Source organism: Floridaenema fluviatile BLCC-F154 (genome assembly GCF_041929135.1).
GTDB classification, from domain to species: Bacteria; Cyanobacteriota; Cyanobacteriia; order Cyanobacteriales; family Aerosakkonemataceae; genus Floridanema; species Floridanema fluviatile.
On record NZ_JBHFNS010000084.1, the window covers coordinates 40,380 to 58,192 of the forward strand.

19 protein-coding genes are annotated in these 17,813 nt (G+C 39.4%); 8 read left to right on the forward strand and 11 right to left on the reverse strand.

The genetic code is table 11. The features are described 5' to 3' along the window. Nucleotides 1-5: 5 nt before the first annotated feature. From ACE1B6_RS22805 to ACE1B6_RS22835, 7 genes are all read right to left on the reverse strand, one after another. Nucleotides 6-689 (reverse strand): hypothetical protein, encoded by a 684-nt coding sequence (locus ACE1B6_RS22805; protein ID WP_413259570.1) that lies wholly within the window; start codon nucleotides 687-689, stop codon nucleotides 6-8. Further along, nucleotides 682-1,353: a hypothetical protein gene (locus ACE1B6_RS22810; RefSeq protein WP_413259571.1), complete on the reverse strand. Its 672-nt coding sequence runs from the start codon at nucleotides 1,351-1,353 to the stop codon at nucleotides 682-684. Before ACE1B6_RS22810 ends, ACE1B6_RS22805 begins: the two co-directional genes overlap by 8 nt. A 103-nt stretch (nucleotides 1,354-1,456) precedes the next feature. After that, entirely contained in the window at nucleotides 1,457-1,801 is a 345-nt protein-coding gene (locus ACE1B6_RS22815) for an MliC family protein (protein ID WP_413259572.1), read from the reverse strand. Nucleotides 1,802-1,889: 88 nt separating this feature from the next. Next, on the reverse strand, nucleotides 1,890-2,297 hold the full coding sequence (locus tag ACE1B6_RS22820; protein WP_413259573.1) for a hypothetical protein: 408 nt from the start codon (nucleotides 2,295-2,297) through the stop codon (nucleotides 1,890-1,892). A gap of 217 nt (nucleotides 2,298-2,514) precedes the next feature. Beyond that, the gene (locus ACE1B6_RS22825; RefSeq protein WP_413259574.1) at nucleotides 2,515-2,877 is read right to left on the reverse strand and encodes a YkvA family protein; all 363 of its coding nucleotides are present in this window, start codon (nucleotides 2,875-2,877) and stop codon (nucleotides 2,515-2,517) included. A 41-nt stretch (nucleotides 2,878-2,918) separates the two neighbouring features. Continuing rightward, nucleotides 2,919-3,203 (reverse strand): hypothetical protein, encoded by a 285-nt coding sequence (locus tag ACE1B6_RS22830; RefSeq protein ID WP_413259575.1) that lies wholly within the window; start codon nucleotides 3,201-3,203, stop codon nucleotides 2,919-2,921. 310 nt (nucleotides 3,204-3,513) lie between these two features. Further along, nucleotides 3,514-3,747 (reverse strand): hypothetical protein, encoded by a 234-nt coding sequence (locus ACE1B6_RS22835; RefSeq protein ID WP_413259576.1) that lies wholly within the window; start codon nucleotides 3,745-3,747, stop codon nucleotides 3,514-3,516. 600 nt (nucleotides 3,748-4,347) lie between these two features. Here ACE1B6_RS22835 and ACE1B6_RS22840 point away from each other — a divergent pair. The 3 genes from ACE1B6_RS22840 to ACE1B6_RS22850 all read left to right on the forward strand — a co-directional run bounded on the left by ACE1B6_RS22840 (nucleotide 4,348) and on the right by ACE1B6_RS22850 (nucleotide 6,651). Next, nucleotides 4,348-4,581, forward strand: a complete 234-nt coding sequence (locus tag ACE1B6_RS22840) for a protein kinase family protein (protein WP_413259577.1) — start codon at nucleotides 4,348-4,350, stop codon at nucleotides 4,579-4,581. A gap of 76 nt (nucleotides 4,582-4,657) precedes the next feature. Further along, complete coding sequence (locus ACE1B6_RS22845; protein WP_413259578.1) at nucleotides 4,658-5,728, forward strand: amino acid ABC transporter substrate-binding protein; 1,071 nt, start codon at nucleotides 4,658-4,660, stop codon at nucleotides 5,726-5,728. Between the two features lie 14 nt (nucleotides 5,729-5,742). Next, nucleotides 5,743-6,651, forward strand: coding sequence for an amino acid ABC transporter permease (locus tag ACE1B6_RS22850; RefSeq protein ID WP_413259579.1), 909 nt, complete (start codon nucleotides 5,743-5,745; stop codon nucleotides 6,649-6,651). Between the two features lie 2 nt (nucleotides 6,652-6,653). Here ACE1B6_RS22850 and ACE1B6_RS22855 read toward each other — a convergent pair whose 3' ends face one another. Beyond that, nucleotides 6,654-6,995, reverse strand: a complete 342-nt coding sequence (locus ACE1B6_RS22855; RefSeq protein WP_413259580.1) for a hypothetical protein — start codon at nucleotides 6,993-6,995, stop codon at nucleotides 6,654-6,656. Nucleotides 6,996-7,195: 200 nt separating this feature from the next. Here ACE1B6_RS22855 and ACE1B6_RS22860 point away from each other — a divergent pair, with 200 nt between their 5' ends. The 5 genes from ACE1B6_RS22860 to ACE1B6_RS22880 all read left to right on the forward strand — a co-directional run bounded on the left by ACE1B6_RS22860 (nucleotide 7,196) and on the right by ACE1B6_RS22880 (nucleotide 12,930). After that, a complete protein-coding gene (locus tag ACE1B6_RS22860) occupies nucleotides 7,196-8,245 on the forward strand; it encodes an amino acid ABC transporter permease (RefSeq protein ID WP_413259581.1) in 1,050 nt (349 codons plus the stop codon). 102 nt (nucleotides 8,246-8,347) lie between these two features. Next, entirely contained in the window at nucleotides 8,348-9,319 is a 972-nt protein-coding gene (locus ACE1B6_RS22865; RefSeq protein WP_413259582.1) for an ABC transporter substrate-binding protein, read from the forward strand. Next, nucleotides 9,291-11,018, forward strand: coding sequence for a sensor histidine kinase (locus ACE1B6_RS22870; RefSeq protein WP_413259583.1), 1,728 nt, complete (start codon nucleotides 9,291-9,293; stop codon nucleotides 11,016-11,018). The genes ACE1B6_RS22865 and ACE1B6_RS22870 overlap by 29 nt, the downstream gene beginning before the upstream one ends. A 313-nt stretch (nucleotides 11,019-11,331) precedes the next feature. After that, nucleotides 11,332-11,625: a DUF5132 domain-containing protein gene (locus ACE1B6_RS22875; protein ID WP_413259584.1), complete on the forward strand. Its 294-nt coding sequence runs from the start codon at nucleotides 11,332-11,334 to the stop codon at nucleotides 11,623-11,625. Nucleotides 11,626-11,952: 327 nt separating this feature from the next. Next, on the forward strand, nucleotides 11,953-12,930 hold the full coding sequence (locus ACE1B6_RS22880) for a magnesium transporter (RefSeq protein WP_413259585.1): 978 nt from the start codon (nucleotides 11,953-11,955) through the stop codon (nucleotides 12,928-12,930). Between the two features lie 22 nt (nucleotides 12,931-12,952). On the opposite strand, the gene ACE1B6_RS22885 is transcribed toward ACE1B6_RS22880, so the two are convergent. From ACE1B6_RS22885 to ACE1B6_RS22895, 3 genes are all read right to left on the reverse strand, one after another. Beyond that, the gene (locus tag ACE1B6_RS22885; protein ID WP_413259586.1) at nucleotides 12,953-13,183 is read right to left on the reverse strand and encodes a DUF7219 family protein; all 231 of its coding nucleotides are present in this window, start codon (nucleotides 13,181-13,183) and stop codon (nucleotides 12,953-12,955) included. 92 nt (nucleotides 13,184-13,275) lie between these two features. Continuing rightward, entirely contained in the window at nucleotides 13,276-14,478 is a 1,203-nt protein-coding gene (metK, locus tag ACE1B6_RS22890) for a methionine adenosyltransferase (protein ID WP_413259587.1), read from the reverse strand. Between the two features lie 83 nt (nucleotides 14,479-14,561). Beyond that, on the reverse strand, nucleotides 14,562-17,723 hold the full coding sequence (locus ACE1B6_RS22895; RefSeq protein WP_413259588.1) for a cation-translocating P-type ATPase: 3,162 nt from the start codon (nucleotides 17,721-17,723) through the stop codon (nucleotides 14,562-14,564). Nucleotides 17,724-17,813: the final 90 nt, after the last annotated feature.

The window sequence follows — 17,813 nt, forward strand, 5'->3', positions numbered from 1 at the left end:
TCACTTTAACGCTGATTTAGCAATTTTCTCATTTCTTCTTGGACAGTAAGGCTAATTTGCCAAGATTGATTGATTAATCTTCCGTATTCGTCGGCGTTGGCGTTGATTTGTAAGGTTTGTAATGCTGCTAGGTTGTTGGTTAAAAGTTCGGCATTGTTGGGAAGTAGGTTTTTATTTTCGCGCAAAATGCGATCGCTTTTCAACGCCCGCACCAAATCTTCCCGTGTCAGTTGCAATGCTACTATTACTTGTTTTCTGTCGCTGCAATTAGTATGGAAGTTACTGACTTTTTCCAGTTGATGTTTGATATCTATTGCTTTCACGACTGCGTGATATTTGTCGATTTCATCTAACAGATTTACTAGTATGTCTGGACTGTGCTTTTTCAACCAAATCAACCGCCCAACTACGATGATAAAGGGAAATAAAACTATTAACAAAACTGCCCATTTTAATGATGCACCCCTCGTTGGTAAAATAATGAATACGTAAATAACTCCTAACAAAATTGGGGTTAAGGCTAAGGCAATAGAAATTTCATTTAACCAAAAACTCCATTTCTTACTTGAGTCTCGCAAAATCGAAGGACGAAAAATGTCTTCTGGGTCAATTCCAGTTAAATGTTTGATTTCCCCAGGTGAAATTTCTAAACCTAACAAATCCTGTTGTAATAAGTTGCTTTTACTCATGAAACCTGTCACCCTTTAAATGTTTCATTTCATGTTGAATACTCATGCCAATCTGTAACGCTTCATTTAAAATTCTGCCATATTCGCTAGCTTGTTCGTCTACTTGTAAGGCGGTCAAAGCTTTTAAGTTATTAGCAAATAAGTCGGGATTCAAGTTAATAAATTCTTGGTTTTCTCTAATAATTTTTTCGGTTTTTAATGCCCGGACTATATCTTCTCTGGTTAACTGCAAAGCTTCGATGACTCGTTCTCTGTCGTTTAACTTAACTCCCGGATTTCCCGCCGCTTCAATTTGATCGTTAATATCAATACTTTTAATTACTGAGTTATATCTTTCTACGTCGTCAATTAAACTGACAAAATGTTTATTTTTTTGAGTTATAAATATTTTCTTCACATCTTCAAACACTAAACCAAGCGCAAAAAATAAATGAATAATAATTAAGGTTATCCGGTAATTGGGGAAGCATAAAATCAACAATAAGCAACTTAGTAACAGTAATCCTAAAATTATCAGTGATGTGAAAACCTCCTGGACAACTTTTCGCATTTTAAAAGGTCGAATTACTGCATCTACACCTATACCACTAAGATGTTTTAATTCTCCTTTGGTAATTTCTAAGCCTTGTAAATCAGGCTGCATTACTCGATATGCTTTTTTCATTCGTTGCCAGTGGTGAATCATAGAACCTAAAATTACAAAAAAGAGGAATAATTGAGGGGTTAACTAATAATTTTAGTTAACCCCTATTTCTTGAGAGAAACATTTACCAAAGGGCACGAATCCGTCTTTGGTTAGTTGTATCTTGAGCTACACAACCGTCAAAAACTCTTTGATTTTCGACTTCAATAAATGCTTGATTTCCTTTGGTAAAAAGAGTAGTACGATCGTCAGTATAACGAACACCAGAAGCAGCGGGAGTTTGTTTGAGAGTTAAGGTTTCATTTTCACCTAACTTAAGTTGTGCTGTTTCCGATGAATATTCTGCTTCAAAGGTTTTACCGTTGTTACATTGATAGCGGTAGACTTGCTGTTGTTCGGCGGATGCTGGTAAGCTAGCGATCGCCACAACTGCTGGTAGTAGAAAAGCTGCGAGTTTGATTGTTTTCATAACTTTACATACCTGCACACCGCAGTTTTAAGTTACTACTCTAGCTTACGATCTCTTGGGAAAAACGTCGCTAATTTGTCAAGTTTACTTACCTACCACAAGCTGTCTTAAATCCCTGCTGTACCACCTTTCCCGCACCATCGCTGACTTTAATAATTGTTCTTGAAGATTGGGGATTAGAAAATCTTACTACGCCATTTCTATCCTCGCCATGTTCTCCCAAAAAACTGTATTGAGAACCGCTACAGCTACCACTATACTGACGATAAGTGGTAAGGCTTCTGTCGCCGGATTCTGTAGGTGCATTTACTCCAATTTCAATTACTCGTTCATCTCCGGCACCCTGAATTACTCGCACAGTGTAAGTTTGATTGTTATATCGGAAAGTTTTGGTGGTTGACTGTGCTTCAGTTAAGGTGGCTAAAGTTAGGGTAATTCCTACTGTACCAAAAGTAGCAATCAGCAATTTCAATCCGAATTTAACATTTTGAATCATTGTCGTTCTAGGTTTTAATAATTTTCCTTTTTTAAGGAAAAGCGATCGCTTATATTAAACCTGATATGTTGTTTACTTGACAAGCTAGATTTTTAGAACGATCGCAAAGAATAAAATAATTATTTTAGCAATTTTTGTTTATACATTACTTGCTACCACTTCCCAAGTCTAGAAACCGAGGAAATGATATCTATCAATATATACCGGAAAGCCTTGATTAAGCTTGAAAAAATTCCTCGGCTTTTTGCCAATGTGCTTCCGTAATATTTCCGCTGATAGCTGAAAGTGCTGTTGACATAACAATCATATCATCAGTGAAACCTAGTCCTAATACCCATTCTGGAATCGCATCTTCGGGTAAGAATAAATAAATCAAAGCAGCCGCAATAATCCCTTTAACAAAAGTGGGTGTTTCGGAATCCTTCATACAATAATACATGGCAACTGCATCTTTGATAAAAGGTACTTTCTCAACTAAAGATTTAAGACTACCAAGAAAATTATCCAGATGAATTCCAGGGATTTCCCCTTTTTTAACATCTTTAATTGCACCATTTAAAGCTGATGCCACTAATTGCACAGGTTTGCTGCTTTGATTTTTATCATTGCCACTACCGCTATCTAGATTGGGGTTAATTCTTTCAGAACTTTTGGCTGTTTTTTTTTAGCTTTTTTAGCTTCTTTTTTGGCTTTTTTCTCTGCTTTCTTGGCTTCTTTTTTAGCTTTTTTCTCTGCTTTTTCAGCTGCCTTTTCTGCTTTTTTCTTTGCCTTTTTAGCTTCCTTCTCTGCCTTTTGCAAAGCATTTTTCCCTGGCTTTACTACTTTATCTTCAGCCTGGTTTTTTGCTTCTTCTCCCACTTCCAATGCTTTCTTAATAGTTCCATCAACTAAGGATTCAATATTCATGTCTTCTCCTCGCTTGTTAACAAATTTTTTCCCTTCCTGTTTAGCAAGAAGAGTATATCCTTAACCTTAGCTTAACTTACTTTAAAATGGTTTATTCCTAAAGATAAAAACTAGAAATCTTACTTATAGATGAAGTAAATAAACTTGATTTAATTTAAAACTATTACTTTTGGTACTTGACATAAGATTTACTAGAAATTCGGTCGGTTTAACGATCGCCAAAATTAGCTATAAAGTGAAGAGTACGCTCGCTGCAATCCTGATAATCCACTATATTTAGCTTAACATTTCCTGATTCTAGCAAACAGAATTAGCTTTTTAAGGCGGGATTTAGAAAAGGCTCTATGTTAGGGTTTTTATATGGTTGAGGACGGGAATTAATGTAAGGTTCGACGTTGGGATCTTGATAAATTTTAGGTTGGCGATCGGTGTAAGGTTCGATATTAGGATCTTCGTAATCAGCAGGATTTGGATCTGTATAAGGTCTAAGATTTGGATCGGTTTCCGGCGCTGCTTTCGGACGCTTTGGACGTAGTTTTAACATAATTAATCTCCTTTGCTTTTTCACCGATCTTAGAGAATTTCTGAAGTAGATTCCTCTTTCATTAGGTATTAATTGCTTGGTTGAGTAATCTATCTCAAGAAACAGAAGCAAGCTGGAGAAATTATTTGGATTTTTGCCTAAAAATTGTTTTTTAGCCATTTGATATTTTATTTTTAAGGCGATCGCTAAACTCAGCACCCAATAGTCAAACTCTTCTGTAATTGGTATGATAAGCTAATTGAATTAAAAAAACTCTTTACATAGGTAAAAATAATTATACGTTCATACAGAAGAGCCGATTTTCTGTCCGAATGCTAATGTTTACGGCACGCTACGCGAACGCCCCTACCCTGAACTGAGCAGTATTGAAATCTGTTCCCCATTCCCGATGCCCCGTTCCCTTCCCTCGGCAAAGCGACTTCTGGTATACTCTCTAGAGATTAAGACCGGAGTTCAATACGTAGTGTTTCAGTTCTAATCAAGATATTGTTCGATTTATTAAGCGATTTGTAAATCTTGTTTCAACTTGTGTTGCTTACTGTTTGATAAGACAATTATTAGTTATCTTAAAACATAAAGCAATAATTAAAAGGAGATTCTATGACTCCAAATATGCTCCGTCAAATTTGGTCTTTGATTGAAGACACTCAATCAAATATACTACTAAAGCTAGATGACGCTAGTTTAGTGCAATGGCTGCTGAAACAATTGAAAAATCAAGGTTCTTTGAACAGTAACGATGTAGATATATTGAGTGACTACCTGCACTCAAAGTTAACGCTGATTCGCGATTTAGCTCAAGAACGTCAATCTGGTTGGCAAGAAAGTCACTAATAGTAAAATAGATTACATTTATTTCCCTTACCTAAACTTGGCGGGGAAAGCAAAGGAGAAAGCAAGCACGAAATATATGCCTAAATGGTGTTGCAGCATACTAATCACAATACCAATTTTCTTGACCCTAATTAGTTGTAGTGGGGAATCAAGAAAAACTGCCGTTTCGGAAAATGCGAGTGCTCAACAACAAGTTAAAAGTCGTTTGGACACGATCAAAAGTCGTGGCAAATTAATCTGTGGTGTGAGTGGAGAATTGCCCGGTTTTAGTTTTGTTCGCGCAGATGGGAAATATGCTGGACTAGATGTGGATATTTGTCGAGCGATCGCAGCTGCAATATTTAACAATCCTAATGCCGTCCAATTCCGCAACTTAAATGCCAAAGAAAGATTTACCGCTGTTCAAACAGGTGAAGTCGATGTTCTTAGTCGAAACACAACTTTAACTTTGGGAAGAGATACTTCCGTAAAAATGGAATTTGCACCTGTAATTTTTTACGACGGACAAGGCATGATGGTGCGAAAAGATAGTGGCTTGAAAAAACTTGAAGATCTCAAAGGTAAACCAATTTGTACTCAAACAGGCACGACTAACGAGCAAAATCTTGCCGATCAAATGCGTCGCCGCGGACTACCTTATAAACCTGTGGTTTTTGAAGATGTAAATACGGCTTATACTGCTTATGCAGAAGGTCGTTGTGATGCGGTAACTTCCGATCGATCGCAGTTACTTTCCCGTCGCACAGCATTACCAAAACCGCAAGATCACGAAATCTTAAATGTGGTAATGTCTAAAGAACCATTAGCCCCCGCAGTCGCCGAAGGTGATACTCGTTGGGCTAACATTGTTAGATGGGTAGTTTACACTTTAATCGAAGCGGAAGAATTAGGTATAAATTCCCAAAACGTGACGCAATTAACTAAAAGTAAAGACCCTCTATTTCGCAGGTTTTTAGGAGTAGAAGGAAGTTTGGGTAAAGGTCTTGGTTTAAGTAATGATTTCACAGTACGAATCATTAAAGCTGTGGGTAATTACGGCGAAATTTATAACCGGAATTTAGGCCCAAAAACAGCTTTAAAGTTAGACCGTGGGCCAAATAATTTATGGACAAAAAATGGCTTACTTTATGCTCCTCCTTTTCGCTAAATTTTACTTGATTTATGTGGAACAATAGCCGTTTTTGGCGCTGGTTTGGACAAATATTATTAATCCTGCTAGTAATAATTCTAGCGATATTTTTATGGGGAAATTTCACGCAAAATCTGCAACAATTAGGTTTGCAGTTTGGGTTTGATTTCTTAAATTTACAGGCTGGTTTTGATATTGGTGAGACAGTAGTTAATTATAAATCTACTGATACTTTCGCCGCTGCTTTATTGGTGGGTTTGATTAATACTTTGCGGGTAATGGCGATCGGACTAGTATCAGCAAGTATTGTAGGAATGATTGTCGGAGTGGCACGACTTTCTGATAATTGGTTAGTGCGAAACTTGGCAATGATTTATGTAGAAGTTCTCCGCAATACACCTTTATTATTACAACTTTTATTTTGGTATTTCGCTATTTTCCTCAAGTTACCTCAAAGAGGAAATCCGATTTCTGTATTTGGGATAATCTCTTTATCAAATCAAGGATTATTACTTCCGGGAAATACTGCACTTTATCCAGAATTTTTAACCTTAGTTTTAGGTTTAACTTTATATACAGGTGCGTTTATCGCCGAAATTATTCGCGCCGGAATTCAAGCAGTACCAAAAGGACAATGGGAAGCAGCACGATCGCTAGGATTAAAATCCTTTCAATTAATGCGTTTAGTAGTTTTTCCCCAAGCTTTAAGAGTAATTATTCCCCCGTTAACTAGCCAATATTTAAATTTAGCAAAAAACTCTAGTTTGGCAATTGCGATCGGCTTTCCTGATATTTATGCGATCGCCTCCACTACCAATAACATTACCGGAAGAGCAGTAGAAGTTATCGTAATTATCATGATAACATATCTGACAATTAGTTTAAGTATTTCCCTGCTTTTAAATATGTACAATCGGCGGATTCAAATCAAAGAGAGATAGTATTATAACTTCTGATGGATTTTTACTTGGGCGATCGTTTCTTCTAAATCGCTCAGATTTCTTTCAATTGAGTGACAATAATGAGACAGAGAGTTCATCGTCATTAAATTAGACTTCGATCGAGAAACCGCAATTTCAAACAACTGTTTAGTCAACCTTGTATAATTAGCCCTAGCTTGTTCCGTAACACCTTGTAGCAAATCTAAATCAGCAACAGTTGCATCCGTTTCCCCAATCTCTTCCCAAATCATAAAACTCAAACTACTAGCTTGATGAGTGATTTGTAGCAGTCGCTTTTGTAAGTCAAAAGCAATACTAAGAATTTCTCCGCTTAATTCTGCCATAAGATTTGTACTAAACCTTGAAAGCTAAAGAACAATACCCGATAATAAGTTATACTAAATCCGGTGGAAAATTTCCTTTTTTTAGGGAACCGCGAAGACGCGAAGAGCGCGAAGAGAAGAGAGGAAGAGGTAACTAACCCGGATTGATTATGATGTTGTATTAAACATCATACTATAACATTCGTAAAATCTTAGTGAATATGAATGATGCCAATAACACACCACCTCTAAAAGTTAAAAGCAGAACGCTCAGTTGGTTACTAAAAAACCTGTTTAACACCTGGTACAACAGTTTATTAACTATTATCTGTCTTTGGGTAATCTTTGTTTTTGGCAAAAACTTCTTATATTGGGCATTTACTCAAGCACAATGGACAGTTGTTACCACTAATTTACGCTTGTTTTTAGTGGGACGTTATCCGGCTGATTTAACTTGGCGAATTTGGATAGTTTTAGGAATTATTATCTCTCTTTCTCTTGTAACTTGGGGAGTATTAACTAAACGTTTCTTGCCGCAAATTAGCCGATGGTTATCCTTAATTTGGGTGCTATCTTTTCCGGTTGTGATGTGGTTAATTGGTGGAGGATTTGGATTGAAACCTGTTAGTAGCGATTTATGGACAGGTTTATTATTAACTTTAATTTTAGCAATTGTCAGTATTGCTCTTTCGTTTCCCTTGGGAATTTTGTTGGCATTAGGAAGACAAAGCGACCTGCCAATAGTGCGAATATTCAGTATTATTTATATTGAACTAATTAGAGGATTACCGTTAATTGGTATCCTATTTATGGCGCAAGTAATGTTACCTTTATTTTTACCATCTGATGTGAGATTGGATCGGGTGGTGAGAGCGATCGCAGGACTCACACTCTTCAGCGCCGCATACATGGCAGAAAACGTTAGAGGCGGATTACAAGCAATACCTCGCGGACAAAAAGAAGCCGCCAAAGCATTAGGATTAAATCCGGTTTTGATTACCTCATTAATTGTTTTACCCCAAGCGTTGAAAATAGCAATTCCGGCAATTGTTGGTCAATTCATTGGCTTATTTAAAGATACCTCTTTGTTAGCAATTTTTGCTTTGTTGGAATTGACGGGGATAGCCCGATCGATCTTAGCACAACCAGAATTTCTGGGAAGATATGCCGAAGTTTACTTATTTGTGGGAGTGATTTATTGGGTATTTTGTTATTCAATGTCTTTAGCAAGTCGGAGGTTAGAAAAGCAACTAGGTGTCGGACAAAGATAAGGAATAATTCAATTCCTCTAGAGGCAATTATTTCCAAATTTACCTATACTAATTGTTAGTGATTAGCGATCGCACCCACCAACTATTTTCGACCACAACTTTATGAAACGTCGTCATTTGTTGATTATCGGATTGGGTATAACTTCTTATCTATTACCGATTTCGATCGGTTGCGCTCAAGCACCTATAAATCCCTTGCGAGTTGGAGCAAATGTTTGGCCGGGATATGAACCACTATTTCTAGCAAAAAATTTAGGCTATTATCAGGGATCTGCTATTGAACTCCGCAACTATCCTTCAGCAACAGAAATTAGTCAAGCTTTTCGTAACGGAGATATCGAAGTCGCAGCATTGACAATGGATGAAACTTTATTGCTGGCACAAACTAATCCTGATATTAGAGTTATCTTAATTACCGACTTTTCTAATGGTGCAGATGTTTTGATGTCAAAGCCAGAAATTAAAACGCTGCAAAACCTCAAAGGGAAAAAAATTGGCGTAGAGTCTAATGCAGTAGGAGGCTATTTATTGTCGCGTGTGTTAGATAAAGCCGGATTATTGCTCACAGATATTCAAGTAGTTTCTCTCGGTGTCTCGGAACATGAACAAGCCTATAAACAAAACTTGATTGATGCAGTTGTCACATTTGAACCAGTGCGTTCTAAGCTCCTCGAAGCAGGAGCTAAAATTTTATTTGACAGTTCTCAAATTCCCCAGGAAATTATCGATGTATTAGTAGTTAGAGAACCAATTTTGATTCAGCGTCAAGCCGATCTAAAAGTGCTACTTGAAGGCTGGTTTCGCGCCCTAAATTATAATCAACAGAATCCTCTCGATGCGGCTCAACAAATGGCTATTAGACAGCAAGTTACTCCAGAGCAGTTTATCGCGTCCTTGAAGTTATTAACTATTCCCGATCGCCAAAAAAATCTCGAACTACTAAGTAAAACCGATCGCTCTTTACTGGAGAATACACAACGTTTGTTAACTGTTATGCTCGATAAAAAATTGCTGGAGCGAAGTATACCCCTGGAACCATTATTGAATGAAAAAATTATTAAAACCATCAAGTAATTTTGCTCGTCGCATGAAGTATCTTTTCTTTCCCTTACGATTAACAATTCCGGCAATTTTACTATTCATGGGATGTATTGCCGGAAGCTTTTCATACCAACAACAAGTTTTTCTAACTCGCAAACAGGTAGAGGAACAGTTAACTCAGCACGCCAAACTCACTGCAACATCAACTGCTCAACTTTTAGAATATCTTTACCGGAGAACTGATATCCAGAATTCTCAAAGTGAGGGTGTTACTCTCTTAATTGGTCGCCTTTCTGGAGATAGAAATTTAAAGTTTGCCTTGTTTTGCAATGAACAAAATCTAATTAGTAATGCTAGTGACTATAAACTGAAAAATCAATACTTAAATAATACGCTTTGGGCAGATTTAGTACCCGTTATAGAGCAAGTTCGTACCAATCAAGCAGGAGAGATTGTAGTTACTCAAGATCGCCAGAGTATTACAGCAATTCACCCAGTTGTATTTCCCCCACCAGAAGGTAAACTGCGTTCCGATCGCATCGGTGCGATCGTATTAGATTATGACTTAACTGAAGCAGAACAATTGGCGATCGCAAATGCCACAAATCAATCGCTGCAAATGATTGGAATTCTATTAATTTTATGCGTTCTAGTCGGATTCATTCTGGATAAAATTATCACCCAACGTGCTCGAAGATTGGTTTTAGCAAGCAATCAACTAGCACAAGGAAACTTTAACGTTCGAGTTAATTTACTAGGCGCAGATGAGTTAGTCCAGATTGCTCAATCCTTCAATTATATGGCAGCTGAAATTCAACATAATACTGAAGTATTGCAAAAATCAGAACAGCAACTTAAAACGAAAACAGAAGAGTTAGAAAATACGTTGCAAGAGTTAAGCCAAACTCAGACACAATTAATTCAACAAGAGAAGATGTCAAGTTTAGGCCATTTAGTAGCCGGAGTAGCCCATGAAATTAACAACCCTGTTAATTTTATTCATGGAAACTTAACCCATTTAGAAATATACTTTCAGGACTTGTTATCTCTAGTGAAACTTTGTCAAAAATGTTGCCCCAAAGCTTTACCAGAAATTGAAGCTACAGCAGAAGAAATCGAGTTAAATTTTTTGCAGGAAGACCTACCAAAAATCCTCAATTCCATGAAAGTAGGTACTAAACGCATCCGGGAAATTGTGTTATCCCTTCGCAACTTTTCCCGAATGGATGAAGCCGAACTGAAACAAGTTGATATTCACGAAGGAATTGAGAGTACACTGCTAATTTTGCAACATCGTCTGAAAGCTACCGCGGAACGTCCAGAGATTACTATTATTCGCAACTATGGCAATTTACCAGAGGTTGAATGTTATAGTGGACAATTTAATCAAGTGTTAATGAATATTTTGGCAAACGCGATCGATGCTTTAGAAGAAAAGAAAGATTCTTGTTCCCAAATTAAAATTTCCACTTCTGTTGTTGATTCTCATTGGGTAAAAATTGCGATCGCCGACAACGGCCCAGGCATTCCCGCAGAAATTCAATCAAAAATTTTCAACCCATTCTTCACCACAAAACCTGTAGGTAAAGGAACAGGTTTAGGAATGTCCATTAGTTACCAAATTATTACCGAAAAACATAATGGTAAATTAGAGTGTTTTTCCACACCTGGAAGCGGAACAGAATTTGTGATTCTAATTCCTAAAAAGCATCTCAGTTGTAGTTTAAAGTAATCTGATTATCAGCATAGTAAAGCAAAAAAAGCGATCGCCTACATCGCACCCCCACAAAAAACCCAGATCCACATCTGCGTTCATTCCTTTACCCTTGATTAATCAGGTTTCCTAAAGAAAATAATCTTTTTGAAAATCAACAATTATCGATCGGAATTAAAGCGAACAAGTTTGAGAATTTCCCTTCAATCAAACTAGAGATAAATTATACTATTAACCTTTGTTTCAAAGGTTTAAACTTTGTTTTGATTTTCCCGATATTTAACTGTAATATCCTATAACTTAAATTAGGAAGTAAGGAGGTAAAAATCTGATGGCCTCTAAGTTTTTTGTACCTGGATGGAAGAATTTAGTTGAAGAAGTTGGTGTTCCGGGAATTGCTGCATTAGTATTGCTACCAATACTGATTCCTGTTACATCAAGTATCGCTAAGCCTTTAGCAAAAGAAACAATCAAAGCTGGGCTTTTTGTGTATGAGAAGAGTAAGGAAACGATCGACGAATTGAACCAAAGCTTTGAGAATCTTGTAGCAGAAGCAAAAGCTGAACTGACAGAAGCACAGCCTAAAAGCTTGAAACTAACAGAAATTCAAGTAGAAGGAAGCTAGTTTATACCTGACCAAACTGAGAAGCTCTTTTCCTTAGATCCCCGACTTCTTGAAGAAGTCGGGGATCTAGTAACCAATCCGCAAATGACCAAAACTCAAAAAAGCAACTTTTCTCAGAGTTCATGGCATCAAAACCAATTTTTTAACAAGTAAGATTACGTACCAACTAAAAAGTTAAAAGGTAAAAACTGGAGATTATCTTTTTACTTTTTACTTCTTAGTAAGTCTTGGCTTGGATGCTTTCTCCAAGCACGTTATGGTTGCGCGATCGCTTTTCTCGAACACCCAAAAAAAGCCTATACAAGTATTAACAAGGGAGGTGAATCGATGTCAATCTCCAAATTTTCGGTATCTGAAACCGCTGCTCAGTACTTAGTTCCCCACATTCCGTTTGCTTTCGCGGATGACTCTGTAGGTTCTACCCTTTCCAGTCTTCCAGAGAATGCCTTCGATTCCCTAGATGCAGTCTACATTATCGATCGAGAAGGACATTTACTTGGGTTAGTGCGTCTGCTAGATCTCCTGACTGCGCCACGAGAACAACAGCTAAGTGACATCATGACTGTCGATCCGCCAAGAGCCTATCTTCATGAAGACCAAGAACGAGTAGCAGGGTTAGCTGTTAAATACGGTCTGACTGATGTACCCGTCATCGATAGCCAAGAATGTCTCAGAGGAGTTGTTCCCGCCCGATCGCTAATCGCTATTTTAAGACGCGAACACATTGAAGACTTACATCGACTGGCAGGTATTCGACGAGAAGATGCACAAACTCAGCACTCTCTTCAAGCATCCCCAACCCGACGGGCGCAAGATAGACTACCCTGGTTAATTGTCGGACTTATCGGCAGTATCTTAGCAACCTTTGTCGTATCACGTTTTGAACAAATTTTAGAAGCCCGAATCTTCGTTGCCTTCTTCGTGCCGGGAATTGTGTATCTGGCTGATGCGATCGGGACACAAACAGAAGCGATCGTTGTCCGCGGTTTGTCTTTGAACCAGATGTCTCTCCGCAATTGGTTATCTGTCGAACTTTGGACTGGACTTTTGATTGGGGTGGTTCTCGGTGGTCTCAGTTTTCCGATCGTCTGGGGAGCATTTGGCGATATTCGCTTAGCATTTGCGGTAGCCTTAACCATTATCACAGCAGGAGGAATTGCCGCAAGCATTGGACTGCTCTTCCCCTGGCTTCTCTATCGTGCGGGAAAAGACCCAGCCTTTGGTTCCGGCCCAGTCGCTACGATCGTTCAGGATGTATTAAGTTTGCTCATGTATTTCACGATCGTTCAACTTTTATTAGGATGAACTCCATCACCAAACTGTGTAGCTACCTTGCTCCACCAATGCCTAATTGTTCTTTACTCAACGTTAATTTTTCCCAGAGCAATTCGATTTGATTGAAAGATTCTTCTGGAGATATTTCACCAGTGTTAGCTAATTCAGAAATCCAGTTAACCCGCCCTGCAAATTCTTGTAAATTAGCATTAAACGCTAAATTTTTCCAAGTCAATTCGCCTTGATAAGGAAGATAATTCGGTAAGAAATTTAAACGGTTCATTGATTTATCTCCAGAAATTCTTAGAATTAAGAGCTTCAGAAATTACACAATCTAGGTTTTATAGGTAATCATTAATGATTTCTAAAATTAAATTATCCCTGCAAAACCGGAACTTTATCAGTTATTTCCCAAGGTAACAAGCCAATATCCATGCGACCAACCTGACCGTAAACGGCTAGTTTTCTGTAAAATCCACCTTTAAAAATTGAGGGCAACAATCTTAAATTAAACTGTCGGATAATTCCAGCTAAACGGAAATCAAAATTCTCCTCTAACCTGGCTCTAATCTCCTCATCAGAAATTTTTCCAGTGCCAAAAGTTTCCACTTGAATACTAACAGGTCGAGACAGTCCAACGGAATAACTTAACTGTACTTCGCATTCATCAGCTAAACCTGCTGCAACGATATTTTTAGCCGCATAACGTGCAGCATAAGCGCCTATTCGATCGATCCTTGTCGGATCTTTTCCACTTAAAGCAGCACCACTATGTCGAGAATATTCTCCGTAAGTGTCGATCGCATTTTTTCGCCCCGTTAAACCAGAATGAGCCGAAGGGCCCCCAACAGCAAAAGGATCGTCAGAATCAATTAAAATTCTCGTCTTTTCATCAGGTTTAATTTCTTCATTTTGAAATACAAAATCAATCACCGTTTCTTTAAGGTCTTTCTGAACTTGCTTTAAATCGGGAGCATTTTCCATTAAAGATTGATTTTGACTCGCAATCAAAGTAATACTATGAATGCGGTCAGGTCTGCGGTCTTTATATTCCACCCCAACTTGAGTTTTTCCATCTGGTGCTAAATAGGGCAGAATATTATTGATTCTCACATCTGCCAATCTCCTCGCTAACTGATGCGCTAACCAAATTGGTAAAGGCATCATTACCGGAGTTTGATTACAGGCAAAACCGAAAACTGTCACTTGGTCATTAACAGGAATTCGCTCAATTTCTGCTTCCGAAAGTTTCTTTTCATCCCAATGTCGATCGATCTTAGAAGGCAACTCCTTAAGACTAGTCATAATACTGCAAGTTTTAGCATTAAAATCAGCTTGTTCATAGCCAACTTGCTTAATTACCTGTCGAGCAATTTTAGTAAAATCGACGATCGCATCCGATTGAAACCGCGCCGAAATAAACACAATACTCGTAGAAACAGCGCATTCTGTAATCACCCTCGAAAAGGGATCTCGCCGCAGAAAATGATCCACAATCGCATCACTGATTTGATCGCAAAGTTTATCAGGATGTCCTTCCGTTACCGATTCCGAAGTAAACATGAAATCCTTTTTCATAACGTAACCTCCTGAAGATTACAAGGGGTTGGGTGTTAGGGTTTGGGGGTTGGGGAATTGTCTTTTTCCCTAACCCCTAACCCCTAAACCTTAACCCCTATTTCAGACTGAACGGGAGAAGAAACATTTTGTTCTTTAACATCTTTTGTATCTGCAACTAACTCAGCTGCTACCTTTGTTCCCTCATTCACCACCAACGGCAATACAGCACTCGCGGTAATCACTCCCATATCCACAGGATTAATCGGTGTTAGTTGTAACAAATTACGCAATCCCGGAACAGCTGCCACAACCAACTGTAAACCAAGCGATCCAGCTAATGCTGCGGTTAGATAGTGATTTGGTGGCAGTTGTTGGGCGCTGAAAACTGTGTGTTTTTGAGAACGACAACTCAGGGCGTGTAATAATTGTCCGATCGTCAAACTCATAAACCCGATCGTACTCGCTTCCGGCCCAATGCCATATCGAATCACCGCATACCAATAACCCGCCAAAGCACTAACAGAAATCGTCGTCGATTCAAACAAAATTCTTCCCATCTCAGACTGGGGAATAATCGGTTCCTCTGGATTACGAGGCGGTGAACTCAAAACATCTGGTTCTGGGGGTTCCAAAGCAAGAGCAAGACCAGGGAAAATATCAGTAACGAGATTCAACCACAATAGTTGCATGGCACTCAAAGGTTGACCAATCCCTAAAGCGGTTGCTGTCAGCATTACCATAATCTCGCTCATATTCGTAGACAGCAAGAAATGCACCGATTTCCGAATATTGTTGTAAATCGTCCGTCCCTGACTAACAGCAATAATCATCGTTTCCAGATTGTCATCTTCCAAGACAACATCTGCCACCTCACGGGCAACATCAGTTCCCGTATGTCCCATTGCTACGCCGACATCTGCCGCCTTCAGTGCTGGCGCATCGTTGATGCCATCGCCAGTCATCGCCACAACTTTACCCGCACTTTGTAAAGATTGGACAACTTGCAGTTTATGGGCGGGACTAATCCGAGCAAAAACATGAACGCGATCGCATAATGTTTTCATCACCTCTGGATCGAGGTCATTCAAGCGAGTTGAATCAAGGATTTCCAAAGAATCGCTTTGACTCAAATTCAATTCTTTACCAATCGCGTAAGCAGTAGGACTTTGATCCCCCGTAATCATCACCGTATTAATGCCTGCTTGATGAAACTCACTCATCAACCCTTTCACACCTGGGCGAACTGGGTCAGCCATTCCCACCAAACCCAGCCAAATCAAGTCATCACGGTCTTTAATATCTTTAGGATCGTCGAGGAGATAAGCTGCGCCCAATACTCGCAGCGCCTTTCCTGCCATGTTTTCGTTTTCAATTTCGATCGCCATCCTCTCCGTTTCCGTCAGCGGCAGAATTTCCCCATCTTTCAAATAAGAACTACACAAACCTAAAACTTCCGTTGGATTGCCCTTGACAGCGAGTAACTTTTGACCATTGGGGGCACGATGCCAAGTTGACATATAGTTGCAGTCTTCCGAACGGTGATTGATTTTCAGCATCGGATAGTTTTCCCGCAAACTAACCACATTTACCCCAGACTCAACAGCCAAATCAATCAAAGCATTTTCCGTCGCCGATCCGCGCACTACATACTCGCTACCCTTTCCATTACCATTATTGTGATTACCGTTGCGTTCGCCATTGCCATTAATTTCGCTTTCATTACACAGCGCCAAAACATGAATCAGTTTCAGCAGTTCATCACAAGTGTAAGGATTAACTTGTTGATTCCCGATCGTCAACTTACCCTGACACAAGTTGACACATTTACTATCCGTCCAGAGTTCCACAACAGACATTTTATTAGCGGTTAAAGTCCCCGTTTTATCCATACAAATAGTTTGTACAGAACCGAGAGTTTCCACCGCATCCAAGCGACGAATCAGCACATTATGCTTACGCATTTCCGCGATTCCCAGCGCCAGAGTTGTGGTAGCAACCGTAGGCAACCCTTCAGGAACCGCAGCTACAGCGAGAGAAATGGAGGTTTTCAGCATTTCCAGCCATCCATAACCCCGCAACAACCCAATCCCAAACACCACGCCACAAACCGCCCCAGATATTATGACTAACTGACTACCAGCTTGATCGAGTTGTTTTTCCATCGGAGTTTGGGGTATTTCTGCTTCACCGACGAGGGTTTGGATTTTCCCCATTTCGGTATATTTCCCTGTCGCCACAACTACGGCGCGTCCTTGTCCCCCAGTAACTAAGGTTCCCATGTAAATCATGTTGGTCCGATCGCCCAGTGGCGTATCTGCGGCGGTGAGGCGATCGATCGTTTTCACCACAGGCATACTTTCACCCGTCAGCGCCGACTCATCAATACTTAAACGTTTCGCCTCAATCAATCGGGCATCAGCTGCCACATAACTACCCGGTCTGAGAACCAGAATATCGCCGATCGCAATCTCAGCTGCACTAATTTCGCTAATCTTACCTTCTCGCAACACAAAAGCCGTCGGTCGAACCAAACTTTTTAGGGAATGAATGATTTTTTCGGAGTTGCTTTCCGTAGCGTAACCAATCGCCGCATTAATCACCACCACTCCCATAATCACCGCTGCATCTACCGCGCCCCCAGTAATAACTGAACAACCAGCAGCCACAGCCAACAAAGCAACAGGCAAAGATTTAAACTGATCGATAAAAATGCTCAATCCCGATCGAGGTTCTGCTTGGGCCAACAGATTCGGCCCATATCGCTGAAGATTTTTCTCCACTAACTCAGTAGATAAACCATTATTCTTAGAAGTATCCAACTCAGCGATTACCGCATGAGAATCCAGCAAATGCCAATGTTTAACCCTTTGTTCTTCCGTCCCAGTTCCTAACTTTCTTAACTGATCTGTTGTTGTCGAAGACGGATTAACTTTTTCTAAATTTACCGAATTAGACGAGTGATTTCCGTTGAAAGACTTCTGGGTTTTCCTGCCATAATCCGAGACAATTTCCGCAATCAGTTCCGCCACCTGCGCGGGACTAACAGAGGGATAAAAAAACACCAGAATATTCCCAGTTAAGAAATTACCTGAAACCTTGTGAATTCCCTTTTCATCTAATAACCTAAATTCTAGATAATTGCGGAGAGCTTCCGAACGATGCAGCCCGTTAACCTTATATCTTGCCCGACCTGGGACAGTAGTATTAATAGACTGAACAACAGGAAGGCTGGTTGTATTGGAGTTATGTTGGTAAGTAATCATTTTTCCGAGGTGACGCTAGGGAACTGTCAGACTACCTAAGCGGTGTAGTTGTTGATTGCGATCGACTTGTTTCAGAGAACCTGTTAGATG